General features: G+C 61.7%; 22 protein-coding genes. 8 read left to right on the forward strand and 14 right to left on the reverse strand.

Going from position 1 to position 20,295, the window contains the following annotated elements:
* Positions 1-31: 31 nt before the first annotated feature.
* Positions 32-742, reverse strand: coding sequence for an outer membrane lipoprotein carrier protein LolA (locus P0111_15735; protein MDF0645482.1), 711 nt, complete (start codon positions 740-742; stop codon positions 32-34).
* Complete coding sequence (locus P0111_15740; protein MDF0645483.1) at positions 739-3,159, reverse strand: DNA translocase FtsK 4TM domain-containing protein; 2,421 nt, start codon at positions 3,157-3,159, stop codon at positions 739-741. The genes P0111_15735 and P0111_15740 overlap by 4 nt, the downstream gene beginning before the upstream one ends.
* Positions 3,160-3,351: 192 nt before the next feature.
* Between P0111_15740 and P0111_15745 the strand changes: the two genes are divergently transcribed.
* Positions 3,352-3,732: a PilZ domain-containing protein gene (locus P0111_15745; protein ID MDF0645484.1), complete on the forward strand. Its 381-nt coding sequence runs from the start codon at positions 3,352-3,354 to the stop codon at positions 3,730-3,732.
* A gap of 76 nt (positions 3,733-3,808) precedes the next feature.
* Here the strand turns inward: P0111_15745 and rsmA are convergent, their stop codons facing one another.
* From rsmA to larC, 5 genes are read right to left on the reverse strand one after another with little or no spacing between them, the layout of a single operon-like run.
* Positions 3,809-4,612: a 16S rRNA (adenine(1518)-N(6)/adenine(1519)-N(6))-dimethyltransferase RsmA gene (gene rsmA / locus P0111_15750; GenBank protein MDF0645485.1), complete on the reverse strand. Its 804-nt coding sequence runs from the start codon at positions 4,610-4,612 to the stop codon at positions 3,809-3,811.
* A gap of 3 nt (positions 4,613-4,615) precedes the next feature.
* Complete coding sequence (locus P0111_15755) at positions 4,616-4,942, reverse strand: hypothetical protein (protein ID MDF0645486.1); 327 nt, start codon at positions 4,940-4,942, stop codon at positions 4,616-4,618.
* A gap of 15 nt (positions 4,943-4,957) precedes the next feature.
* The gene (gene pdxA, locus P0111_15760) at positions 4,958-5,986 is read right to left on the reverse strand and encodes a 4-hydroxythreonine-4-phosphate dehydrogenase PdxA (protein ID MDF0645487.1); all 1,029 of its coding nucleotides are present in this window, start codon (positions 5,984-5,986) and stop codon (positions 4,958-4,960) included.
* A 46-nt stretch (positions 5,987-6,032) separates the two neighbouring features.
* Positions 6,033-7,040 carry a hypothetical protein gene (locus P0111_15765; protein ID MDF0645488.1) on the reverse strand — a complete coding sequence of 336 codons (1,008 nt, stop codon included), beginning with the start codon at positions 7,038-7,040 and terminating at the stop codon, positions 6,033-6,035.
* On the reverse strand, positions 7,037-8,239 hold the full coding sequence (larC, locus tag P0111_15770; GenBank protein MDF0645489.1) for a nickel pincer cofactor biosynthesis protein LarC: 1,203 nt from the start codon (positions 8,237-8,239) through the stop codon (positions 7,037-7,039). Before larC ends, P0111_15765 begins: the two co-directional genes overlap by 4 nt.
* Before the next feature lie 155 nt (positions 8,240-8,394).
* On the opposite strand from larC, the gene P0111_15775 reads away from it, so the two are divergent.
* On the forward strand, positions 8,395-8,949 hold the full coding sequence (locus P0111_15775) for a hypothetical protein (protein ID MDF0645490.1): 555 nt from the start codon (positions 8,395-8,397) through the stop codon (positions 8,947-8,949).
* A 75-nt stretch (positions 8,950-9,024) separates the two neighbouring features.
* On the opposite strand, the gene larB is transcribed toward P0111_15775, so the two are convergent.
* Positions 9,025-9,780, reverse strand: coding sequence for a nickel pincer cofactor biosynthesis protein LarB (gene larB / locus P0111_15780; protein ID MDF0645491.1), 756 nt, complete (start codon positions 9,778-9,780; stop codon positions 9,025-9,027).
* On the reverse strand, positions 9,777-10,793 hold the full coding sequence (locus P0111_15785; GenBank protein MDF0645492.1) for an NAD(P)-dependent glycerol-3-phosphate dehydrogenase: 1,017 nt from the start codon (positions 10,791-10,793) through the stop codon (positions 9,777-9,779). The genes larB and P0111_15785 overlap by 4 nt, the downstream gene beginning before the upstream one ends.
* 313 nt (positions 10,794-11,106) lie before the next feature.
* Here P0111_15785 and P0111_15790 point away from each other — a divergent pair, with 313 nt between their 5' ends.
* On the forward strand, positions 11,107-11,808 hold the full coding sequence (locus P0111_15790) for an outer membrane beta-barrel protein (protein ID MDF0645493.1): 702 nt from the start codon (positions 11,107-11,109) through the stop codon (positions 11,806-11,808).
* Between the two features lie 74 nt (positions 11,809-11,882).
* On the forward strand, positions 11,883-12,251 hold the full coding sequence (locus tag P0111_15795) for a zinc ribbon domain-containing protein (protein MDF0645494.1): 369 nt from the start codon (positions 11,883-11,885) through the stop codon (positions 12,249-12,251).
* A 41-nt stretch (positions 12,252-12,292) separates the two neighbouring features.
* Here the strand turns inward: P0111_15795 and P0111_15800 are convergent, their stop codons facing one another.
* The 3 genes from P0111_15800 to P0111_15810 form a co-directional block, all read right to left on the reverse strand.
* On the reverse strand, positions 12,293-13,093 hold the full coding sequence (locus P0111_15800; GenBank protein MDF0645495.1) for an arginine deiminase-related protein: 801 nt from the start codon (positions 13,091-13,093) through the stop codon (positions 12,293-12,295).
* A gap of 133 nt (positions 13,094-13,226) precedes the next feature.
* Positions 13,227-14,471 (reverse strand): TIGR00300 family protein, encoded by a 1,245-nt coding sequence (locus P0111_15805; GenBank protein MDF0645496.1) that lies wholly within the window; start codon positions 14,469-14,471, stop codon positions 13,227-13,229.
* Between the two features lie 83 nt (positions 14,472-14,554).
* Positions 14,555-15,583 (reverse strand): tRNA pseudouridine(13) synthase TruD, encoded by a 1,029-nt coding sequence (locus P0111_15810; protein MDF0645497.1) that lies wholly within the window; start codon positions 15,581-15,583, stop codon positions 14,555-14,557.
* A gap of 78 nt (positions 15,584-15,661) precedes the next feature.
* On the opposite strand from P0111_15810, the gene P0111_15815 reads away from it, so the two are divergent.
* Positions 15,662-16,294, forward strand: a complete 633-nt coding sequence (locus P0111_15815) for a hypothetical protein (protein MDF0645498.1) — start codon at positions 15,662-15,664, stop codon at positions 16,292-16,294.
* Positions 16,291-17,148: a metallophosphoesterase gene (locus P0111_15820; GenBank protein ID MDF0645499.1), complete on the forward strand. Its 858-nt coding sequence runs from the start codon at positions 16,291-16,293 to the stop codon at positions 17,146-17,148. The genes P0111_15815 and P0111_15820 overlap by 4 nt, the downstream gene beginning before the upstream one ends.
* Positions 17,149-17,210: 62 nt before the next feature.
* Here the strand turns inward: P0111_15820 and P0111_15825 are convergent, their stop codons facing one another.
* Positions 17,211-17,849, reverse strand: a complete 639-nt coding sequence (locus P0111_15825; GenBank protein MDF0645500.1) for a HEAT repeat domain-containing protein — start codon at positions 17,847-17,849, stop codon at positions 17,211-17,213.
* A 106-nt stretch (positions 17,850-17,955) separates the two neighbouring features.
* Between P0111_15825 and P0111_15830 the strand changes: the two genes are divergently transcribed.
* Both P0111_15830 and P0111_15835 read left to right on the forward strand, forming a co-directional pair.
* The gene (locus tag P0111_15830) at positions 17,956-18,408 is read left to right on the forward strand and encodes a MarR family transcriptional regulator (GenBank protein ID MDF0645501.1); all 453 of its coding nucleotides are present in this window, start codon (positions 17,956-17,958) and stop codon (positions 18,406-18,408) included.
* A gap of 23 nt (positions 18,409-18,431) precedes the next feature.
* Positions 18,432-19,187, forward strand: a complete 756-nt coding sequence (locus P0111_15835) for an MBL fold metallo-hydrolase (GenBank protein MDF0645502.1) — start codon at positions 18,432-18,434, stop codon at positions 19,185-19,187.
* 127 nt (positions 19,188-19,314) lie between these two features.
* Here P0111_15835 and P0111_15840 read toward each other — a convergent pair whose 3' ends face one another.
* A complete protein-coding gene (locus tag P0111_15840) occupies positions 19,315-20,178 on the reverse strand; it encodes a transglutaminase-like domain-containing protein (protein ID MDF0645503.1) in 864 nt (287 codons plus the stop codon).
* Positions 20,179-20,295 lie beyond the last annotated feature (117 nt).

The raw sequence follows: 20,295 nt of genomic DNA on the forward strand, positions 1-20,295 counted from the left end.
GGCAGTTGGTATTCGCTTGCGGCCGTCGCGCCTACGGCTGGCTCAGCACCGGCGCCTTGACCACCTCGACATCCGCAGGAAACTTGGGCTCAAACAGCTCGTCGCCCAACCCGACATTGTCCTGAAGCGACGAAAACTCAAAATGAGACACGTTTCCGCTATGCTCATGAAGCGAAATGGTCCGGATAAAATAGGTCTTGGGAAACACTTCGATCACAATCCGCTGCAATGAGCGCACGGTCTCGTGCCCCTCGCCTTTCGGCAACAAGGTGAGAAGGCGGAGGCCTCCAAGCCCCTTGGCCTTTCCGGGTGTCGGCTCGACCACAAACGATTCCTCCAACCGCGCGGCTCCCTGGAGCAACTCCAGCGGAGCCCTGGAGGCGGCCATCTGGGTCAGCTTGCCGACCAGAACCTGCTTGTGCTCTGGCACATAGACTTTGACGTCGTCCCGATTGACATAGATGTCTTCCGTCGACGGATCGAGATAGTTCCATCGCAAGCGCCCAGGCTTCTTGATATAGACCTTCCCAGTCGACAGCATCGGCCGTTCGAACCCTTCGATGGTCGTCTTCTGAGTGAAGTCCGCCTGCAGGTCCTTGGTTTTTTCATACCTGGCCTGAAGCCGCTTGACGATGTCCTGGATGTCCTTTCGTTCCTGCGGATCGACCGTCTCCTCCGCCGTGGCCAGACACGGACCGGCCAGAAGCCACACCGCCATCGCCACCGCTATCGCTCGTCTCATCCTTGTGCCTCTCCCACCGGGCCGCGACGGCCGATCACTTCCCGCCGACCGTCACGGCCGGCGGCTCCGACCAATCCATCGGTTTCCATCTGCTCGATCATGCGCGCGGCGCGGGGGTAGCCGACACGCAGACGTCGTTGAATCAAGGAGGCCGACGCCTGGCCCGTAGACAGGACCAGATCCTTCGCCTGCTCGTAGACCTCATCCTGGGCCTCCTCCTCCTTGGCCTCCTCCAGTTTCAATGACTGCAATTCCTGATTGTAGCTCGGCTGAGCCTGCTCCTTCACACACTCGACGACGCGACGGACATCGTCATCGGAGACGAAGCAACCGTGCAACCGGTTGAGACGCCCGGTGCCCGACGCCAAATAGAGCATGTCGCCGCGACCGAGCAGCGCTTCCGCGCCGTTCGCGTCGAGAATCGTCCGGGAGTCCGTCTTCGAGGACACCTGGAACGCGATGCGAGCTGGAAAGTTCGCCTTGATCAAACCCGTCAAGACATCCACCGAGGGACGCTGGGTCGCGAGGACCAGATGGATGCCGGACGCTCTGGCCATTTGGGCCAACCTGGCAATCTTGTCTTCGACGTCTTTCGGAGCCACCATCATGAGATCAGCCAGCTCGTCGATCATGACGACGATGTAGGGGAGCGGCTCGGGTGGCGTGCGCGGCGGAGCGAACGATCCGGGGCTCCCTTCGGGAATCGCGCTCTCTCCGGCGGCCAACCGATCCTCTTCCGTCAGATACTGGATCGGCAGTTCCGGCTGCTCGGGCCTGTTCCCGGCCTGACCTTCCCCGAGCACACCCTGTGCTCCAGCGACCTTCATGTTGTAGGCGTCGACGTTTCGTACGCCCGCTTCGGCCAGCAGCTTGTAGCGGCGCTCCATCTCCTGAACCACCCACCCCAACCCGCGGGCGGCCGATTTGGGATCAGTGATCACCGGCCGCAGGAGATGGGGAATCCCGTCGTAGGTCTGGAACTCCAGCATCTTCGGATCGATCAGCAGCAGTTTCACCTCATCCGGCCTGGCGGAGAACAGCAAACTGAGCAACATGGTATTCAAACTGACGCTCTTTCCGGCGCCGGTCGCGCCGGCCACCAGGAGATGCGGCATCGTCCGCAAATCGGCTGTGGCCGGCGCGCCGAAGATATCCTTGCCGAGCGCCAACGTGAGTTTGGACCGCGCCCGAGTAAACGCGTCGCTGGTCACGACTTCCCTCATCGAAACCGTCTCACGGTATAGGTTCGGCACTTCGATGCCTACCACGGACTTGCCGGGCAAGGGCGCGACGATGCGGAGGCTGATCGCCTTCATCGCCAACGCCAGATCGTCCGCGAGATTCACGATCCGCGCCACTTTCGTCCCGGGGGCCGGCTCGAATTCGTACATCGTCACGACCGGACCCGGCCGAACTTCCGTAACCTTGCCATCGATGCCGAAGCTCGCCAAAGCCTTCGCGAGGACCTCCGATTGGAGCCTCAGTTCCTCCTCCGTGACCTTCGAGAACGTACCGCTCGGTTCGCTCAGGAGGTCGGCAGCATCAGGCAATTGATAGCTCCCGGACCCGTCTCCCCTCTTGGTGCCGACCCGGATGCGTTCCGGTTCTTCCACAATCGGTTCGATCGCATCCTGCTCAGGAGGCGCCTGGATCACGGCGGGAACCGACGCAGGCAACTCCTCCGACGTCGGCAGGACCTCTTCCATGACGCTGCGGACGGATTTCGATCTTCTTGGCCGGACGGTCTTTGGGGCGTCCTCGTCGGTCTTGGAGTCATGGGCCGGCTTCGACGCGCGAAGGCGCTTCAGCATCCACTGGCTCCATTCGGACAACCGGACGGTCAGTTGGGCCAGCGACAACGGAGCCGTAAAGAGCATCGCAACGAGAAACCCGGCTAAAATCACGATGTGCGCGCCGGTGCTCGCCAAATAGGTCCGCAGACCGTCCGCCAGGATCTGCCCGAGGAGCCCGCCCGCCAACCCGCGATAGACTAAGCCGCTCGATACCGTCGGCACCGCCGTCACCTCCAGATGGAGGAACGCGCTCAAGAACAGCAGCGCGATAAGCGACGCCCCGGCGTTGCGGAGACGGATCGACAGATCGCTTTGAGTAAAACAACGCGCGCCGAGCAGGCCCAACAGGATCGGGAACAGATAGGCCGCTCCCCCGATGAGCGAAAACAAGACCGACGAGAACACGGCGCCGGCGGCACCGATGAGATTGTGAGTCGGAGGCGAACTCACGACACCGGCCTTGGTGACCGCTTTGGGTTCTCCCGGAACGAAGGACAGCAGACTCAACAACGTGAGCAGACTCAGCGCGATCAGGATCACGCCGATGACTTCTCGTTTGATATGGGAGGGAGGACTGGGGGCGCGGCGGGCCTCGCTGCGCTTGCCCGGGTTGGTGACGCCCATGGGACGGATGCTAACATAGGGGGGAAGTCATTTCAAACGACGGACGGCGTTTCCACGCGCTCCCGCTGCGCATCCGCCGACCTGTCACGCTCCCGCAAACGAAACCGGATTTCACTTGCCGTCCAAGGCAGGATGGCTATGATGAGAGAAACGCCTGATTCACCCTTTGCATCATTATCGGTCGATACAACCATGACACCATCGGATCGTTCTCTTGACCGGATCATCGAGCGCCGCAAGCACCGGCGCAGCATGTTGCCGCCCGGCTCGCTGCTGTCCTTTTCTCCCGTGACCGGATCCTCGGACAGCGCATTGGACGCGGAGGGAGAAGGCATTCTCCTCGACCTCTCCCAGGGCGGCTGCCGCGTGAGCAGCGAGAGCAGCGTCGTGCTTGAGCAACCCTACACCCTGATCATTCAACTGCCCGACTTCCGCCGTCCGGTGACCGTGGAATCGGCGATCGCCCGATGGAAGGGGACGCAAATCTTCGGCGTCATGTTCATCGCGATGCACCGCGAGCAGGAACAATCGTTGAATGAATTTCTCCGTCACCTCCACTCGAGTGCGGCTTGACGCCGGCCGACGACGACATTCGTTCACGCCGGAATCGTTCTCTCCGCTCCGGCGTTCATCCCGATCGCTCCTACCCCTACGCGTAAGCGGACAGCGCGACCTCTAAGTCGATGAATTGCCCGACCGAAAGACGTTCGGCTCGCGCGCTGACCGAAATACCCAAGGCCTCCAACGCGGCCGTGACCGACTTCTGGTCGTAGCCTTCGTCGCGCAGCGAATTCACGAGAGTTTTTCGTCTGTGTGCGAACGCCCCGCGCACGAGCGCGCTGAACCTGGCCTCCTCATGCGCGGATCGATCCCGCAATTCCTTCGGACGGACCGACACCACCGCGGAACCCACATCGGGCTTCGGCCTGAAGCAGTGGGGAGAGACGTAGAACTCCTTGGCGATCTGCGCGACGTGTTGGGCCATGATGGAGAGCACCCCGTAACTCGGGCGGCCGGGGCCTGCCGTCAGTCGATCCGCAACTTCCTCCTGCAGCATCAGCACCATCCGCGACCATCGCGAGCGCTGCTCAAGCAGCCTGAACAGCAGCGGAGTAGAGACGTAGTAGGGAAGATTGGCGACGACCACCGTGCCGACGGGAAAATGGTCCATGGGATAGGCCAGGGCGTCGGCGCAGACCAATTCGACGTTGGGCCATTCCCCTTGCCGTTCCTGAAGCAGGCGGTACAAGAGGGGGTCGATCTCGACTGCGATCACTCGACGCGCCGCCTTCGACAACGTCGCCGTCAAGGCCCCTCGGCCGGGACCGATCTCGAAGACGGTGTCCTCAGGCGTCACCGCAGCGACGGCGAGGATCTTGCGGACGATGTTGGGATCGATGAGGAAGTGCTGTCCGAGGCGTTTGTTCGCCGGCGGGAACGGACGGTCCGGCACCAATCACCCTCCGCCGGCCTGGCGTTGAGCTGCTTGAGCCGTTGTCTTCGACAACGCCGTCAGCGGACCCCGGAAACATTCGATGAGGTCACCAAACTCTTCGACCAGATCGTTCGAGAAGGAGGGGCCCGGCTGGATCTTCGCAAAGTCTTGTCCGACGTTCTGCCCGAGCGAATCGGTCAGTAATGCAATCGTTTTGACCCTCCACTTGGCGACCCGCTCGGTCCCCGCGGTGGTGTTGAGCGTTCCCATCGTCTCCTGCTCGATCTGCTCGAGTTCCTGCAACTGCCGTCGAATCACGGCCAGCCCTTTGGACGTATCCTGCGTCATGATTCTAATGTCCTCCTACGCCGTCTGGAAACGCTGTCGTCTCGCTGCGAGGGCCGCTGCCAGCACGATGGCCTCGATGAGGCTTCCCGGATCGGCAATCCCTTTGCCGACGATATCGAAGGCCGTCCCATGATCGACGGAAGTGCGGATGATCGGCAAGCCGACCGTCAGATTGACGCAGGTGCCGAAGGCCACGAGCTTGAGGGGAATGAGCCCTTGATCATGGTACAGGGCCACGACCCCGTCGAATTCCCCACGCGCCGCCTTGCCGAACAATGTGTCCGCCGGCAACGGATCGCTCGCCAGGATCCCCTTCGCTCGGGCGGCGCGGGCAGCGGGACGCACGACGCGCGCCTCTTCATCGCCGAACAACCCGTGCTCGCCGGCATGGGGGTTGAGTGCGGCGACGCCGATTCGAGGCCGTTTGAGGCCGAACAACCTGGTCAACGCTGCGTGCGCGAGGCGGATGCCTTTCTCAATCTTCGGTCTCGTCAACTGGGCAGGAAGTTCCTTGATGGCCACATGAGTCGTGACGAACATGATCTTCAGCGGTCCGCCGACGATCATCATACCGGATTCTTTCGCCTTTGTGAGGTCGGCCAGCAGCTCGGTGTGCCCGGGGAACTGACAGCCGGCCATGTTGATCGCTTCCTTGTTGATCGGCGCCGTGACGATCCCGTCGATACAGCCGAGTTGCGCGAGCTGCACCCCCTTCTTGATGAAGGCGACGGAGGCAGCTCCACCCTCCGGGGTCGCGACGCCGAGTCTGATCGGACCGAGCGGCGCTTCTATTGGATCCAAGACCGAAATCCGACCGCGCCGGAACGAAGCCCGCCCGTGGCCCTCGACCGGCACCACGTCGAGCGTGAGGCCCAGACGCTTGACGGTCTGTCGCATGATCGAATGCGATCCGATCACCAACGGCAGACACAGCCGGCGCACTCGCAAGCCGGTCAACGCCTTGGCGATCACCTCCGGACCGATTCCGGCAGGATCGCCCATGGTAATGCCCAGCAGCGGCAGCTTTGAGTTTTCTTGTTTCATTGGTGTGACTGCGTCTTCAGCAAGAGGTCGAGATTCAGGGACCTTCTCATGAGCCATAGAGAAAGACGGCATACCCTATATAAAGGAGCGCGCAGGCGCTCATCAACCACGGCCGCCAGAGGCGCCCGACAGCCGACTGGAGCAGGAGCGCCAGCGCCGCGACGACGGCCAGCATCATCGTCAGAAGCGCGGACGGCGCAAGCGCCCACTCCGTGCCGAACAACCCGACGGAGACCGGGATGGTACCTTGGAACACCATGGCGCCGGTGACGTTTCCGACCGCCAAGCGATCCTTCTTCTGGTAGAGCCACAGAAAGCTGTTCGACATCTCCGGCAATTCGGTCGCCAGCGGCGCAATCAGCAACGACAGGATCAGGGGCGAAATCGACAGGAACTGGGCCGTGGATTCGGCCGCCGTCACAAACAGATGCGCGCCGATCACCAGCCCGCCCAAACCGGCCAGGGCTTGCAGCACGATCAGGCCGTAGGGCGGAGTGTGCGCCCGTCTGGCGAAGAAGAGCGCGCCCAGTTCGTCCAGTTCCCCCGCTTCATCATCCCCTGTGTCGGCGAACTTCAACCTGACGTAGTAGAGATACCAGACCACGAGGCCCACCGCCGCCGCGGCTTGGACGGGAGCCGGCGCGAAAACACAGCCGAGCGCCACCGCATACGCCGCCGTGAAAAAGATCAGATCGACGGAGACCTCTTTGTAATTCAGCCGGAAGGCGTCGCTTCGCTTGCCGAGAGCGGCGTAGAGCACGAGCAGCATCGCCAAGATTGGAATCACCAATGTGCTCAGCATGAACGGAGCACCAAGAATCGCGCCGAGGCCGACTTCGACTTCCTCGCGGGTCGAACCGAAAAAGATGGCGACGATCGGAATGGACGTCTCCGGCAGCGTGGTCCCGATCGCGGCCAAGACGCTTCCAACGGCTCCCTCGGACAGATTGAGCCGCTTCCCCAGCCACTCGACGGCATTCGTAAACAGCGCGCAGGCGCCCAGCGTCACAATCACCGAGGCCACGAACAGAAGACCGTACAACAGCAGATTCACGCGCGGTCCTTCTTGTCCGCACGGCCCCGGCGATAGGCCGCCGCGGCCTCCTCCATGACGGCCTTGACCGGACGCCTGGTTCGTTCAGCGATTCGCTTGCAGTCGAGGTACTCGGGAGAGCCTTTCGCACGTCCTCGATCGAGATCCGCAACCTTAACCCGGACCACTCCTCCAGGAAGTCGCACCGTCACGAATCGGCGAGGCAGGACTTGCCTCACGATCTCGTGCACTCGGACACCCAGGGCGGTGGTCTCCTCGAACAGCACGTCCAGAAGGGCCGGCACGCGCTCCGGGGCGGCAAGGGCGGCCAGCACGATCCCCGGCCTTCCGCGCTTCATGATGACGGGGGTCAGTGTGACATCGAGCGCTCGCTGTTGAAAGAGCCGCTCCACGATATGTTCATACGTTTGCGGGTTCATGTCGTCCAGATTGGTTTCGATGTGCACGACCCGATCCTGTTCGCGGCCCGGCCCGGCCGTCGCCGGGGAGAGAAACACCCGCAGCACGTTGGGCCAATCCGCGGGATCGGCGTCGCCTGCTCCATAGCCGACTGCGCTGGAGGAGAGCAGCGGCATGGGACCGAACTCGGTCGTGAGGCTCCGCAGGAGCGCCACACCGGTCGGGGTCGCCAACTCCCGCGGAGGACCCGCACTGTAGATCGGCATGCCTGTAGCGAGAATCGCCACCGCCGGTCCGGGCGCCGGCAATGTCCCGTGAGCCGATTGCAGCGTTCCACTCCCGACGTTGACCGCCGTCGCCGTCACTCGGGATACATCCAAGATTTCACAGCCGATCAGACTGCCGACGATGTCCACGAAGGAGTCCAACACTGAGACTTCATGGAAGTGCACGTGGGCCTTAGGAACGCGATGTGCTCGACTTTCGGCCTCGGCCAATCGGTCGAACACCGTCCGGCTCTGGCGTTTGACCTGCTCGGACAGTCGGCTCCTCGAAAGGATTGCGTGGATCTGTTTCAGGGACAAGGGCGCCTGCAACCCGGCGCGAAGCATCACGTCGATTTTCGTCGCATGGAGCGCGGCCCGACGCACGCGGCGGCGGCGCAATCGAAAGCCGGAGACGTCCAGTCGCTTGAGACCTCGCACGAGATCGTCGAACGGTACCCCGACGTCTACCAACGCACCCAGCGTCATGTCGCCGCTGATTCCTGAAAAACAATCGAAATGAAGATGCGCGCCCATCCTTTACCTCACACGGCACGACGAAAAGAAGCGCGCCATCTTACCCAAGGCCGTCCGGAACGGCAATGCGCGCATTGACAGGTCTCGGAAGCTGTGCTATCCCACGGACACGGGTCATCCGCCCCGCGCCAATCTGTGAGCCGTCAGACAGCCGCATGTTGTGTTCGATCCCTTCCACAGGCACGTACACGAAGCACGGCGCGTGCCGCCGTGACGTTCGTAGCTGGCTCTGTGTCTCCTTGGCGGTCCTGTTCATCATGTCGGGACCGGCCCTCGCAAAATCGAAAGCCCCACGCCCGCCGCGGCCGGAACCGGATCTGAAAATTCTAGAGTTCAAGATCACCCCGACCCCGTACAGCGTGGCGGCCGGCAATCTGGAATTCTCCGCCGTGGTGCAGCTTCCAAAAGACTTGGACGGCGCCACCCTGCTCGAGGTCTCGTCGCTGGTCACGTCTCCGTCCAAGACCTCGATCCGCTTCCTCTCAACTCGCAAGCCGCTCGATGACCATGACATTCCCGCGGCCACCCCCACGGAGTTTCCACGGCTTCCCATCGTATTGACGTGGGACGGAATGGACCACCAGAAGATGCCGGCCGGCGCGGGCCTCTATCACTACGAGATGCGCGCCAAGCTCCTTGCCAACGGCGAGAAGGGGCCGAGAACGCTCATGGTGTCTTGGCCGAAGCGGGGAACGGTGGAAGTGAAATGACGGGATAAGAGGGGTAGCGAGGCGAGGGGTTACGGACTAACCCGTTACACCGTTATCCCTTTGTCCCCTTTATCTCTATCCCCCTTGCCCCAGCGCATTGATCCGGTGCGCCAGGCATCCGGCGCCGAATCCGTTGTCGATGTTCATCACCCCGACACCCGCAGCACAGGAATTCAGCATCGTCAGCAGCGCCGCCAGTCCCCCGAAACTCGCCCCATACCCGCGACTGGACGGTACCGCCACGATCGGACAGGACACGAGCCCACCCACGACGCTGGGAAGCACACCGTCCATGCCTGCGATCACCACGATCACCCTCGCCGAGAGTAATCGGCTGCGGCGATCCAGCAACCTGTGAATGCCGGCGACGCCGACATCATAGAGAGTCTCGACCCGGCTTCCCATGGTTTCCGCCGTGACCTTGGCCTCCTCGGCGACCGGAATATCCGACGTCCCCGCTGTGACGACGAGCACCAGCCCCATCGGCCGCCGGCCGGGATCGCGCAGGGCGACGACACGAGCGTCTCTATGGTAGACCGCTCGACGGTGAAGCCTGGTGATGATCGCCGCGACCTCGGGCGTCGCCCGTGTCGCCAAGAACGGCCGGTGTTGGGCGAGCAACGACTTGGCGATGCTGCGCACCTGCGCCGGCGTCTTCCCTTCGCAGAGCACGACTTCGGGAAACCCTTGCCGGATCGCGCGATGATGGTCGAGCGACGCAAAGCCCAGATCTTCGAAGGGCAAGGATCGAAGCTGGTCCACGGCCTGACCGACGGACAGCCTACCGAGGCGCACGCGCTCCAACATCTGTTCCAGGCGTCGCCGGTTCATACGGCGCCTTTCTCGGGCTTCGCCCCGCGCTCCATCAGATCGGTCACGGCGCGGCGACAGGATTTTCCCTCGAACAGCACCGCGTTGATTTCCTGCACGATGGGCATTTCGACTCTCGCCCGGCGGGCGAGACCCAGAGCGGCTCTCGCGGTCCGAACCCCTTCGGCCACGGCCTGCATGCCGCTCAGGACCGTCTCAAGTTTTTCACCTCTCCCCAGCCGGACGCCGACCGTGTGATTGCGGCTCAAGGTCCCGGTGCAGGTCAGCACCAGATCTCCGACACCGGACAGGCCGTAGAATGTTCTGGGATCCGCGCCCATCGCCGTGCCCAGGCGAACCATCTCCGCAAGACCTCTGGTGATCAGCGCCGCACGCGTGTTGTGGCCGAGGCCGAGACCATCGACCACTCCCGCGGCAAGCGCCATGACATTCTTGAGGGCGCCGCCCAATTGGACGCCGATGAGATCACTGTCGGCGTAGATCCGCAGCGCCGGCGTCATGCACGCCGCCTGAAAGGCGGAAACCAATTCACCGTCGCGGCCCGCCAGGCAGAGGGCGGTCGGCTGACCCTCGCTGACCTCTGCGGCAAAACTCGGTCCCGACAGTACAAGGATTCGGTCGCGCAGATGCCGCGGAAGCACATCGTCCATGATCTGCGAGATCAACTGAAGCGAATCCTCCTCCACCCCTTTGGTCGCGCTGATGATCGGAAGGTCCGTGGAGAGGAGCGGAGCCATCTCGCGTAACACGGACCGCGCGACGTGGGACGGGACGACGAACAGGACTCCGTCGCAATTCTGCACCGCCTCTCCCAGAATGTGAGTGACCACCAACGACCGCGGTAAGATCACACCGGGAAGAAAGAGTCGGTTTTCACGCGACGTATGAATCGACTCAACGACCTCCCGTTCATAGGCCCAGAGTCGCACGAGAAGACCCTTTTCGGCCAAATGCTTGGCGAGGGCGGTTCCCCAGGCTCCGGCACCGACGATTCCGATACGCGTAATGGGCATGGTGGTTAGATTCTTAGGTCGGAGGTCTGCCCCGTACTGGTGACGGGCAGCCGCGCGCTGGTGGAGGTCGATTATAGAAATCCGATCTTTCCACTGTCAATCGACGAGTGTTCACAAGGCGTACGGTCCGACTGGCCAAACAGACAGCGTGCGCGAACGAGACGGATCGATCATCGAATATTCAGGCCGTTGGCTCCCCGTACGATGGCATATGGCTTGCTCATCCTCGCCTGGATTTCACAATTATCTTCGCAGGAATCCGATGGACCGATAGGATAGCCGGAGCCACATGAAACCAGCGAGGAACCGGCACATGAGCATCACACGATTGGACGGTTGGCCGATCGGATTGGCGACGATCCTGGGCTGCACGTTTGCGCTGATTACTTCCCTGCGGGCGGAGACCTACGTCGGCGGCCAGGTTGGCATGACGTTCCCGCAACCGCTCAGCAACGGCGAGGTCACACAGAATGGCTTCGGAGGCCTCACCATCGATTCCGACCAAGCGCTGAAGAACTCCATCCTGCTGGGCGCCAAACTGGGCCATTATTTTTCGAAGGCACGCTGGATCGGCATCGAAACGGGCGTATCCTTTGCCAATCCCCACATCAAGCAGGGATCACTAACGCTCAGCGGGCCCGGCGGGACAGCTAACCTCGGAACATTTGCCGGCGTCTATCAGCGCATGATCATCTGGGATATGGCAACCCTCATGCTGCGCTACCCGAAGTACCGCCTCCAGCCCTATATGGGAGTAGGTCCGGCGCTGTTCTTCGGACAATTGAGCGGCCCGACCGCGCCTCCCGGACAATCGGCAACAAACATCGGCTTGAACGTGGAAGGAGGCCTCCGCTATTACTTCACCCGCCGCTGGGCGCTTTTCGGAGAAGCACAGTATCACTGGGCCAGAATGAACTACTCATCGAACGACAACAATCCTGCCGCGGATCCGTTCGCGTTCAAGGCAAACTATGGGGCACTGAATCTCAGTCTCGGCGTCAGCTTTCACTTCTGACGGACGACCCCTCTGCCGGCCTGCCATCTAGCAAATCACTGCGATTCCGTGTAGCCTCGCGCAGGACATCGCGCATGAAGACCTGTCCATCCTGCCGTCGAGAACTTCCGGAGCTGAACCGCTATTGCACGCAGTGCGGCCAGCGCCTCGACGCCTATTCCTTTCAGGATCAGCCGCCCGCGACCGAGACCTCCGCTCCACAGGACGAACCGGACTCTTTGAATCTTCGCGCCCTGTACGGCATGGCTGGGGCGCTGATCCTGGCCGTCATCTTTCCCCCCTGGGAAACCCCTCCCTCGCAGGAACCGGAATTCCTGGGACTCCGGTTTGTTCTTGACCCTCCGGCTCCCGACGCCATCATCAGCCGTCTGCTGTTGACGATCGAACTCGTCACGATCGCCATCGCGGGTCTGTACGGGGCGTTTCTGTTCCGGAAGAAATAGCGGCTCGGACGGAGACAGACGTCCTCCGTCTGCAATCGCCGTCAGTCCAGCGCCAGGGTCAGGCACTTGGCGGATCCGCCGGACTTCATGAATTCGTCCAGCGGGAGAGGATACGGCTGGTAGCCGTGAGACTCCAGGAGGGTCATGGTCTTGGGGCAATTCTCCGGCAGCACCACGTGTCGGCCGATGCACACGGCGTTGCAGGCAAACTTGAGCGCCTCATCTTCGGGCACCTCAAGCCGCCGCCGCGCATCCAGTCGTTCGACGATGGCCGCTCGACCATAGTCATCGAACGCGAGAGGATAGTAGAGCAACTCCCCTCCGCTGAGCGGGCAGAAGCAGGTGTCCAAGTGATAGAACCGGCCGTCCACCAATTCGACCGGAAGAATCTCCATTCCAAAGACATCACCAAGGATCGGAAAGGCTCGGATGTCCGACCGCTGACGATAGCCTCCGAACCATCCGTCGGCAAAACCCAAGAGATCCCCGGCCCCTTCAAAGTACAGACCTTCATCCAGCGTCGTCACGTCATAACCATGTTCGCGGAACCACGCATCGAAGTACGTTTCCTCCCGCCGCCGCTCCGGATACCGAAACCGGCTGGGAACCGCCTTGCCGCCGACCACCACGCCGGCATTGGCCGTGAAGACGAGATCCGGCAGGCCCGGGACCGGCTTCATCCGCTCCAGCGTCACACCCAACTCCCCTTCCAGTACCCGGATGAGACGATGCCACTGCGCGACCGCCCGCTCCCTATTGACGACGTTGGACCGGTGCATCCACGGATTGATCTCGTAATCCACCGTGAAATAGTCTGGGGGACAGACCAACAACCGGCTCATCCCTCTCCTCCGCAGGGATCATGCGCTGAGATCAGGACAAACGTCGCTCCTCATGCGGCGATCTCAGCTCGGTTGAACATGGGAACCGCATCGACTCGTCGCAGGCTTGCCTGTGCGTCGCGTCCGCCTCGACTCACAGCGTCGCTCCCAATGCGCGCGCGAGTTCCCGCAGAAACGAGGCCGCGTCCATGACCAATCCGACCGCTTGAAAGCTCCCTCGATCGGCCAATTTGGTGGGAACCGCCGGATTCACGTCGACGCATACCGTCGGAACCGTCGCCGGCAGCAGGTTGCCGGTCGCGACAGAATGGAGTGTGGATGCGATGAGCAGCGCCAGCCCGACCCCGGGAATCGCCGCCCGCATGGCCGCCTGCGCGAGGACCGAGTCTGTGATGACCCCGGGCAACGGTCCATCATCGCGAATCGTACCGGCCATCACGATCCGGACGCCGTGACGCACGCAGGCCGCCATGATTCCCTGCTTGATCACCCCGCGCTCCACGGCAGCGGCGATGCTGCCGATCGCACGGATACGGTTGATCGTCCGCAAATGATGCTCGTGCCCGTGCGGAACGACTCGGCCGGCCGACAGGCCGTAGCCCAAGGAGGTGCCGTACAGGTCCGCCTCCATGTCGTGTGCCGCCAAGGCGTTGCCGCAGAACAGAACCTGGATGAAGCCCGCCTCGACCAGCCACGTCAAGGCCTCCCGCCCTCCCGCATGAATGATGGCGGGCCCTCCGACCAGCAATACGTTGGCGTCCTGAAGCCCTGCGCGCCGGCGGTCACGCAGGACTTTCATGCGTGTGGCCACATCGGCGATGATATGCCCGTGCGGCCGCTCCGCCGAAACCTGAGACTCCATGAAGCTGAAGACGTCGTGCTCTTGCGGACGTTGGAGTGGGCTGACACGGACGCCCGACCGTCCGCACACGACCAGCTCGCCCCGTTTCACCTCACCCATGGGGATTGCACGTGCTCCGCCCGACTCTGAGGCTACGACGATGCCGAGGTCCATTTCGATCCGCTCGACGTCGAGCCATCGCCCCGCCAGCCGCACCTGCGTGGGCAGGTGCGTCGTCGCATAAAAGTCCTCGGGAAAGACCCCATCCGCCGGAGCGCCTTCGTAGCGGCAATCCGACTCGCGCTCGACCGCCGCACCATGGGGTTGGATCGCCCGGAGAATCTCGGTCAGCAGCGGGGGGGACGAGGCCCGCACGAGAATGCGCGCGAGGGAAGGTTCCTGTCTGGTCTTTCCGATCGACACGTCACGCAGATCGAACGTGCCGCCCATCATGAGAATGGTGTCGAGCACTTTCGCCAGAATCAGCGAATCGATGATGTGGCCCTTGAGAACGACCGTCTCTTGCGCTTCTACCATACCGAGCCTCTGATCAATTTTATCACGCGGAAGCGGTCGGTGGAGCAGCGGAACGGCCGCCCTGCGACGCGGATGGTCGGCCGTCACTCGGGAGTCTTCATCAGCTCCCGCAACACATTCGTTGCATACGCGCCGGGCGGAAGAGAAAACCCGACGGTCAGAACGTTGTCGTCCAAGGCCCACTCGACCGCGTCCGGCCTCACGCGCAACGGCCGGCGTTCACCGCGAAATCCACAGGCCTTTGCGGCCTCGGTGAGGCGCTCCGGCGTTGCGCCGTGTTCGGTCACAACAGCCCGTTCGATCATTCCCGGCTCCCCTTCGGCCCAGGATACGCGCGATCCGAAGAGAATACCCGTCGGACTGATCTCGAACCGATCCGCCCGAGCCTGCTCCTGTTCGGCGTTCTCGACGAGAAAGCACGCGCCGTTTTCGATCTTCATCGCCCAATCGCCGGCGAACACCCGGTCCAGCCTATCGATTCTACGGGCCAGAATCTGATTGAACAGGTGCGACTGCAGGCTGTTCAGATACCACATGCGTTTGGCGCGGCTCATCTTTTGGCGCCGGGCTTCGTCCGCCAACAGCTCGGCTCCCACCCGGTAGTTGTCCCCTCGTCTCCCCTGCCGTTGCGGCCCAAAATAGTTGGGCACCCCGCGTTCGCGGAGCATGCCCAGGATCAGCGGAACGGTCCGGCCCGCATGGTCCGCCGGATCCCGTACTACCAATCGAAATCGGTTCCCCGCATGGTGTCCCGGACGCAGTCGGTTGCGGTGTCGCCCCAATATCTCCACCGACAACAGCTGTTCGTCGAGCTTCAGCCGTTCCATCCGCTCCACGGTCACGCCGTGCAGGGACAGCAGTTGCGTCGTCACCGCCCGAGCATCTTTGAAGCCGGCAGATCCGATACCTTGCACCTTGATGCCCAGGACAGACGAGATTCTACGGATCAGATCCGGAGTGGACAGCAATCTCTTGGTGATCTTGACATAGAGATGCTCACCTTCTCCGCAAGGAAGATACAAGGGCATCTCTTCCACCTGAAAATCCTCCGGAACGGCTCTGATACGCCCACCGATCCCGGGAAGCGCAGCGGTCAGATACGGCTGGCTCATGGCGAACCGTCAATGGATGGAGCGCGACCGGTCGGCTGGTCCGTCAGATTTGGCGACCCTTCATGGTATACTTTCCGCATGATTCCCCCGCATTCACTAGGCACACGACGTCTGGTCGTACCGTCCGCTCTTCTTCTCGCCCTCACCACGTCGATCACACCGGCACAAGCGGCACCGGCGTCAGACGACAGCGTCTTCCCACGATTCTCGCGGCATATCATCAGTTACGTCCAGCGGGATAAGGCGGCCTTCGCCCAAGCCAGCACCTGCTTATCGTGGTTCTACAAAGGAACCAAGATCGCGCCGCCGATCATCCAGGGCATTCACTGGCATCCAAGCGCCTTCTCCCAACCCGAGAAAGACTGCCCTGCGATGTACCCCAGCATGGATGCGGCTCGAGACGACTTCGCCAAGACCCAGGCACAACTGTCGGTCGGTCTGACGGTGTATGAACTGGCCCTGGTCGCCGATCGAAACGACGATTATACGTACAGTGCCGCGGAGCTTCGGGATCTTTTTTCCTCTCTCTCGCTGAAATTGGATCCGGACGATCCGCCACAGGTTCCCGCATCGGCGTTGACGGAACGATTCGACCGTTGGCACCAAGTCCGTAATCTCGAGGAAGTCATGAAGAGCATGGGCCTCCTCTACGACCGAGGCTATCGGGTCACGGCGGGGGACCGGGCCGACCTGGATCGGGTCATGAAATGACGGTGCCGACGGCGAGTTGGCCTGATCGTGTCCGTTCCTGGGTCGGGTCCTGCTTGAGCGAGCCGCTCTATCGCCTCTTCAGTCTGGTGCCGGAGTGGGAAGTCGGCCTGGGGCAGCACGAAATCACCGCGATCACGCAGGTTCATGGCTCGCTGGCGGGACGTCGCGCCGTTCACCTGAGCGATTTGCACCTCGACCGCTACCACCCGCGACATGACCGGATCGTGGAGGCGATCGATGAGCTGTCGCCGGATTGGATCTTCATCACCGGCGACCTGCTGAACGTTCCGGAAGGGCTGCCGCACCTGTTTCGGTTCCTCGCCAACTTGCGCAATATCGCCCCGGTCTTCGTCACCTTGGGGAATCATGACCACTATAGCGGCGTCCCTCAGTCGCAATTTGAGGTTCTGACGGAACGTCACGGAATCATCCTGCTGGTCAACCAGACGACCTACATCACGACCGGAGTGGGCGAACTCGCCATCGCGGGAGTGGACGATCCCAGTTTACATCGCGCCGATCTTTCGTGCGTCCCTCCGCCGGCGCACCGACGCTTCACCCTGCTCTTGGCCCATGCGCCTAACATCCTCGACCAGCTGAGAGAGCATCACGTGGTCGATCTCATCCTCTGCGGGCACAGTCACGGCGGCCAATGGCGATTTCCCGGAGTCCCCACGTTCTGGCTTCCACCCGGCTGCAACGGTCGAATCGACGGAAAGCATGAGACGAGCCGCCACCGTCTGTACATCAATCGGGGACTCGGCTGGTCGTTCATTCCGTTTCGGTATCGCTGCAGGCCTGAGATCGGCGTGATCGACTGGGTGGATGAACAAGCGTGCGCGCGCGCCGCATAGAAGGGCCGCTCAAGATTGCAGGCCGCTCTTCTCGCAGACTGTTCAAAAAGCTCGGTCCAGTTTCAACATCCTGTCCCCATTCGTTCCACCGCCTCCTTCGCCCGACTCCGGACCGTTTGATCCCAATCTTCCTCCATCAGGCGCACCAAACGCCCCTTCGTCTCGGCCGCGCGAAGGCGTCCCAATCCCAAGGCGGCACAGGATCGGACGTAGGCATGATCGTCTTCCAAGGCTTTGATCAGCAGCGGGACCACGCTCTTGTCCTGCAGGACGCCGAGATGACTAGCGGCCATCCCGCGGATTCGGTGCTGTTTATCGCCCAGCGCGTGCTGAAGCGTCGATGAAAACAGTTCTGTCAGCGCCGGGATGACCGGCTGCAAGCCGTCGAGGCGATAGTCGTTCACCTCGATCAGGGCGAACGCCGCCTCCAGTCGTTTATCTCGAGCGGTCTCCCGTTGAAACAGGGCAATGAGTCGCTCTCTCCGGCGACGCTTGGTCTGCCTGCGACGAACGGCACGCACCAGCATCCACAGACCCGAGGCGATCAGGAGACCGGCGAATGCGAAGGGAATCGCCTGGTCGATCACATACTCCTGGGTGTCCAGATCCAGACGCTTCCAGATCCAGACGCAGGCGATCACGGCTCCCAGTAGGATGAGGATCGACGTGAGGTTGGCTTGGCCGGACGCGGCGCGCTTCATCAAAGCCGCATCATAGGTACGGGAGGTCTGTCCGTCAACGGATCGGCACGCCTCTCTCTTCCCCGACTCTTGACGATTCGTTCTAGCACGGACTATTCTGATTTTCATGGATCTGCCGGATCTCAAGGACGACTCCCATCTGCGGGTGCTTCGTCCGCTGGTGGAAACCTACCTGGCATTCTGGCGCATCGACAGCCGTCACATCCGCGCCATGCGGCTCACGCCTTCGCAATTCGACGTCATCGCCACGCTCGGAGACACTGACGGCATGACCTGCGCCGAGCTCTCTGCGCGCACCCTCGTCACCAAAGGTACTCTGACTGGAGTACTCGACCGTCTGGTGAGGAAGGGGTTGATCCGCCGTGAACAGGTTGCCCAGGACCGGCGGAGCATCAAGGTCACGCTGACCGACAAGGGGGATGCGCTCTTCAGAAAAACCTTTGCGTCCCACATCGCCTTTCTCCGGCCGTATTTTGAGCGGGCGCTCAGTTCCAAGGAAGCGGAGACGGTGCGTCTCCTCCTGACCAGGCTGCGCGACAGTTTTCAGCGGAACGGCTAAGGTTGAGGAGGCCTGACTTCTCCATGCGACTGACGATTCTGGGATCCGGCACGAACCTGCATCCTGCACGCGCGGCCGCCGGCTACCTGGTCCGGACGGATCGGACGTTGCTCCTCGACTTCGGGCCGCGTACCTTGATGAATCTGCTGAAAACCGGCGTGAATCGCCACCGAATCACCCACATCCTCTTCTCTCATTTTCACGCCGACCATTTCTCGGATTTCATCACATTCTTCTTCGATGCGGTGATCTACGCGAAATACGGAGGAGGCTCCCGGTCGGACCTGACAGTGATCGGCCCGTGGGGATTGAAGCGGCTCCTTGGAACCATCATGACCACCTTCCCGAGCTTTGCGGACCCGCCCTTTCGCGTGACGTTCCAGGAAGTCAGCGACCGCAGCTTCACGATCGGAGAGACGCGTATCGTTCCCCGCATCATGACCCACGTGCCGGACCTGCATTGCGTCGGCTACCGTATCGAGTATCGCGGAAGGGCCATCGCCTACTCCGGTGATACACAGTACTGCGACAATTTGGTGCGTCTATGCCGCGAGACCGATGTGGCCGTGCTCGATTGTTCCTTCCCGGCGAATAAACCGGGGCCGGCGCATCTGCACGCTGGCCAATGCGGCCTGGTTGCGAAGGAGGCAGGGCTCGGCCGCCTCGTGCTGTCTCATTTCTATCCGATCGCCGAGCGGTACGACGTACGTGAGCAGGCGGGAGAACATTTCGGGGGACCAATCACAATGGCCAAGGATCGACTGACAATCAAGATTTGAACCGCAGGTTGTCCAAAATCGTTTTGCGCAAGGCCGAAACGAGCGGGAAGGCGAGTCGTACGTTTGGTGGTACGCCGAGCCTTTGTGCGATGTGAGCACAACGCGCAAGACGATGTTCAACAGCCTGTTAGAGGCCGCCTTCGCGGTTGTCACACCCCAGAATCTCGATAAACCGGCTCAGGCGGGACTTTCGGATCGGATCATCGAGTTTGGCGTAAATGGCCAAGAGATTCTTGGTCATGCGCGAGAGGATCGCACGGACGGGGCTTTGTTGCAGATATTTCTCGTCGAACCCGTATCCGGCTTCCGTGAGAAATCGCTGACAGTTCTTCTCGGTGAGCAACGCGCCGCCATTGAAGCAATCGACGAAGATCTTATATCGATCCGACTCATACTTGACGAGGAAATGTCCGGGCATGCCGATGCCGTGTACCGGAAGCCGCAGTCGCTTCCCAATCAGCAGATACACGACCGATAGACTGATGGGAATACCGGTTCGCCGGTCGATGACGCGGTTCAGATAGCTGTTTTCGACCTCGTAATAGTTCTTGGTATTCCCCTTGAATCCCTGCTCCGTGAACAGATACCGATTCAGGGTCTTGACGGTTTCTTCCCCTGATGCCCGCGGACCGATGCGATCTTGCACCTCTTGGGCCATCTCGTCGAGCAACCGGGTATAGACCGGTACGTCAAGCGAGGGATACACATACCGCGCGATCAAGAAGCCGCCCTGCTCCAAATCCACCTGATCATCGCGGACCGTAACGAGCCGCAGGAGCTCGTCTTCGAGCTTGCCGCCTCGAATCTCCTCCAAAACGGACGCAATCCGTTCAGCCATTTCCGGCTGCTCGATTTCAGCTTCCTGGAGGAGGGGGACCGCGGAAGGACCGATGTCGATCAACTTGTCGCTGATCGTCTGGACAATCCTTTCATCCTCATCGGCTAGCAATCGGATGAGGGCCCTGATCTGGCTTTCGGGAATGACCACCATGATCAACTCTCTACCACCCCGTCGGCAAGATGGTCAACGCCGTAACCGGTGTAGGATCGCCGCGCCCTAGGAGCCTGTCCGACCATGACCGTTCTACTGCGGCAAACGACCTGCGGG

The sequence above is a fragment of the Nitrospira sp. genome, from assembly GCA_029194535.1.
Taxonomy (GTDB): domain Bacteria; phylum Nitrospirota; class Nitrospiria; order Nitrospirales; family Nitrospiraceae; genus Nitrospira_C.

Bases quoted from the DNA above. Each gene is read 5' to 3' on its own strand.
- P0111_15745 (MDF0645484.1), top strand. From the start codon at position 3,352: ATGACACCATCGGATCGTTCTCTTGACCGGATCATCGAGCGCCGCAAG.
- P0111_15805 (MDF0645496.1), bottom strand. From the start codon at position 14,471: ATGGTAGAAGCGCAAGAGACGGTCGTTCTCAAGGGCCACATCATCGAT.
- P0111_15755 (MDF0645486.1), bottom strand. From the start codon at position 4,942: ATGACGCAGGATACGTCCAAAGGGCTGGCCGTGATTCGACGGCAGTTG.
- pdxA (MDF0645487.1), bottom strand. From the start codon at position 5,986: ATGAAACAAGAAAACTCAAAGCTGCCGCTGCTGGGCATTACCATGGGC.
- P0111_15735 (MDF0645482.1), bottom strand. From the start codon at position 742: ATGAGACGAGCGATAGCGGTGGCGATGGCGGTGTGGCTTCTGGCCGGT.
- larC (MDF0645489.1), bottom strand. From the start codon at position 8,239: ATGGGCGCGCATCTTCATTTCGATTGTTTTTCAGGAATCAGCGGCGAC.
- P0111_15825 (MDF0645500.1), bottom strand. From the start codon at position 17,849: ATGAAGCGCGCCGCGTCCGGCCAAGCCAACCTCACGTCGATCCTCATC.
- P0111_15810 (MDF0645497.1), bottom strand. From the start codon at position 15,583: ATGAGCCAGCCGTATCTGACCGCTGCGCTTCCCGGGATCGGTGGGCGT.
- P0111_15835 (MDF0645502.1), top strand. From the start codon at position 18,432: ATGCGACTGACGATTCTGGGATCCGGCACGAACCTGCATCCTGCACGC.
- P0111_15775 (MDF0645490.1), top strand. From the start codon at position 8,395: ATGTTGTGTTCGATCCCTTCCACAGGCACGTACACGAAGCACGGCGCG.
- P0111_15740 (MDF0645483.1), bottom strand. From the start codon at position 3,159: ATGGGCGTCACCAACCCGGGCAAGCGCAGCGAGGCCCGCCGCGCCCCC.
- P0111_15820 (MDF0645499.1), top strand. From the start codon at position 16,291: ATGACGGTGCCGACGGCGAGTTGGCCTGATCGTGTCCGTTCCTGGGTC.
- P0111_15840 (MDF0645503.1), bottom strand. From the start codon at position 20,178: ATGGTGGTCATTCCCGAAAGCCAGATCAGGGCCCTCATCCGATTGCTA.
- larB (MDF0645491.1), bottom strand. From the start codon at position 9,780: ATGAACCGGCGACGCCTGGAACAGATGTTGGAGCGCGTGCGCCTCGGT.
- P0111_15815 (MDF0645498.1), top strand. From the start codon at position 15,662: ATGATTCCCCCGCATTCACTAGGCACACGACGTCTGGTCGTACCGTCC.
- P0111_15795 (MDF0645494.1), top strand. From the start codon at position 11,883: ATGAAGACCTGTCCATCCTGCCGTCGAGAACTTCCGGAGCTGAACCGC.
- P0111_15830 (MDF0645501.1), top strand. From the start codon at position 17,956: ATGGATCTGCCGGATCTCAAGGACGACTCCCATCTGCGGGTGCTTCGT.
- P0111_15790 (MDF0645493.1), top strand. From the start codon at position 11,107: ATGAGCATCACACGATTGGACGGTTGGCCGATCGGATTGGCGACGATC.
- P0111_15800 (MDF0645495.1), bottom strand. From the start codon at position 13,093: ATGAGCCGGTTGTTGGTCTGTCCCCCAGACTATTTCACGGTGGATTAC.
- P0111_15785 (MDF0645492.1), bottom strand. From the start codon at position 10,793: ATGCCCATTACGCGTATCGGAATCGTCGGTGCCGGAGCCTGGGGAACC.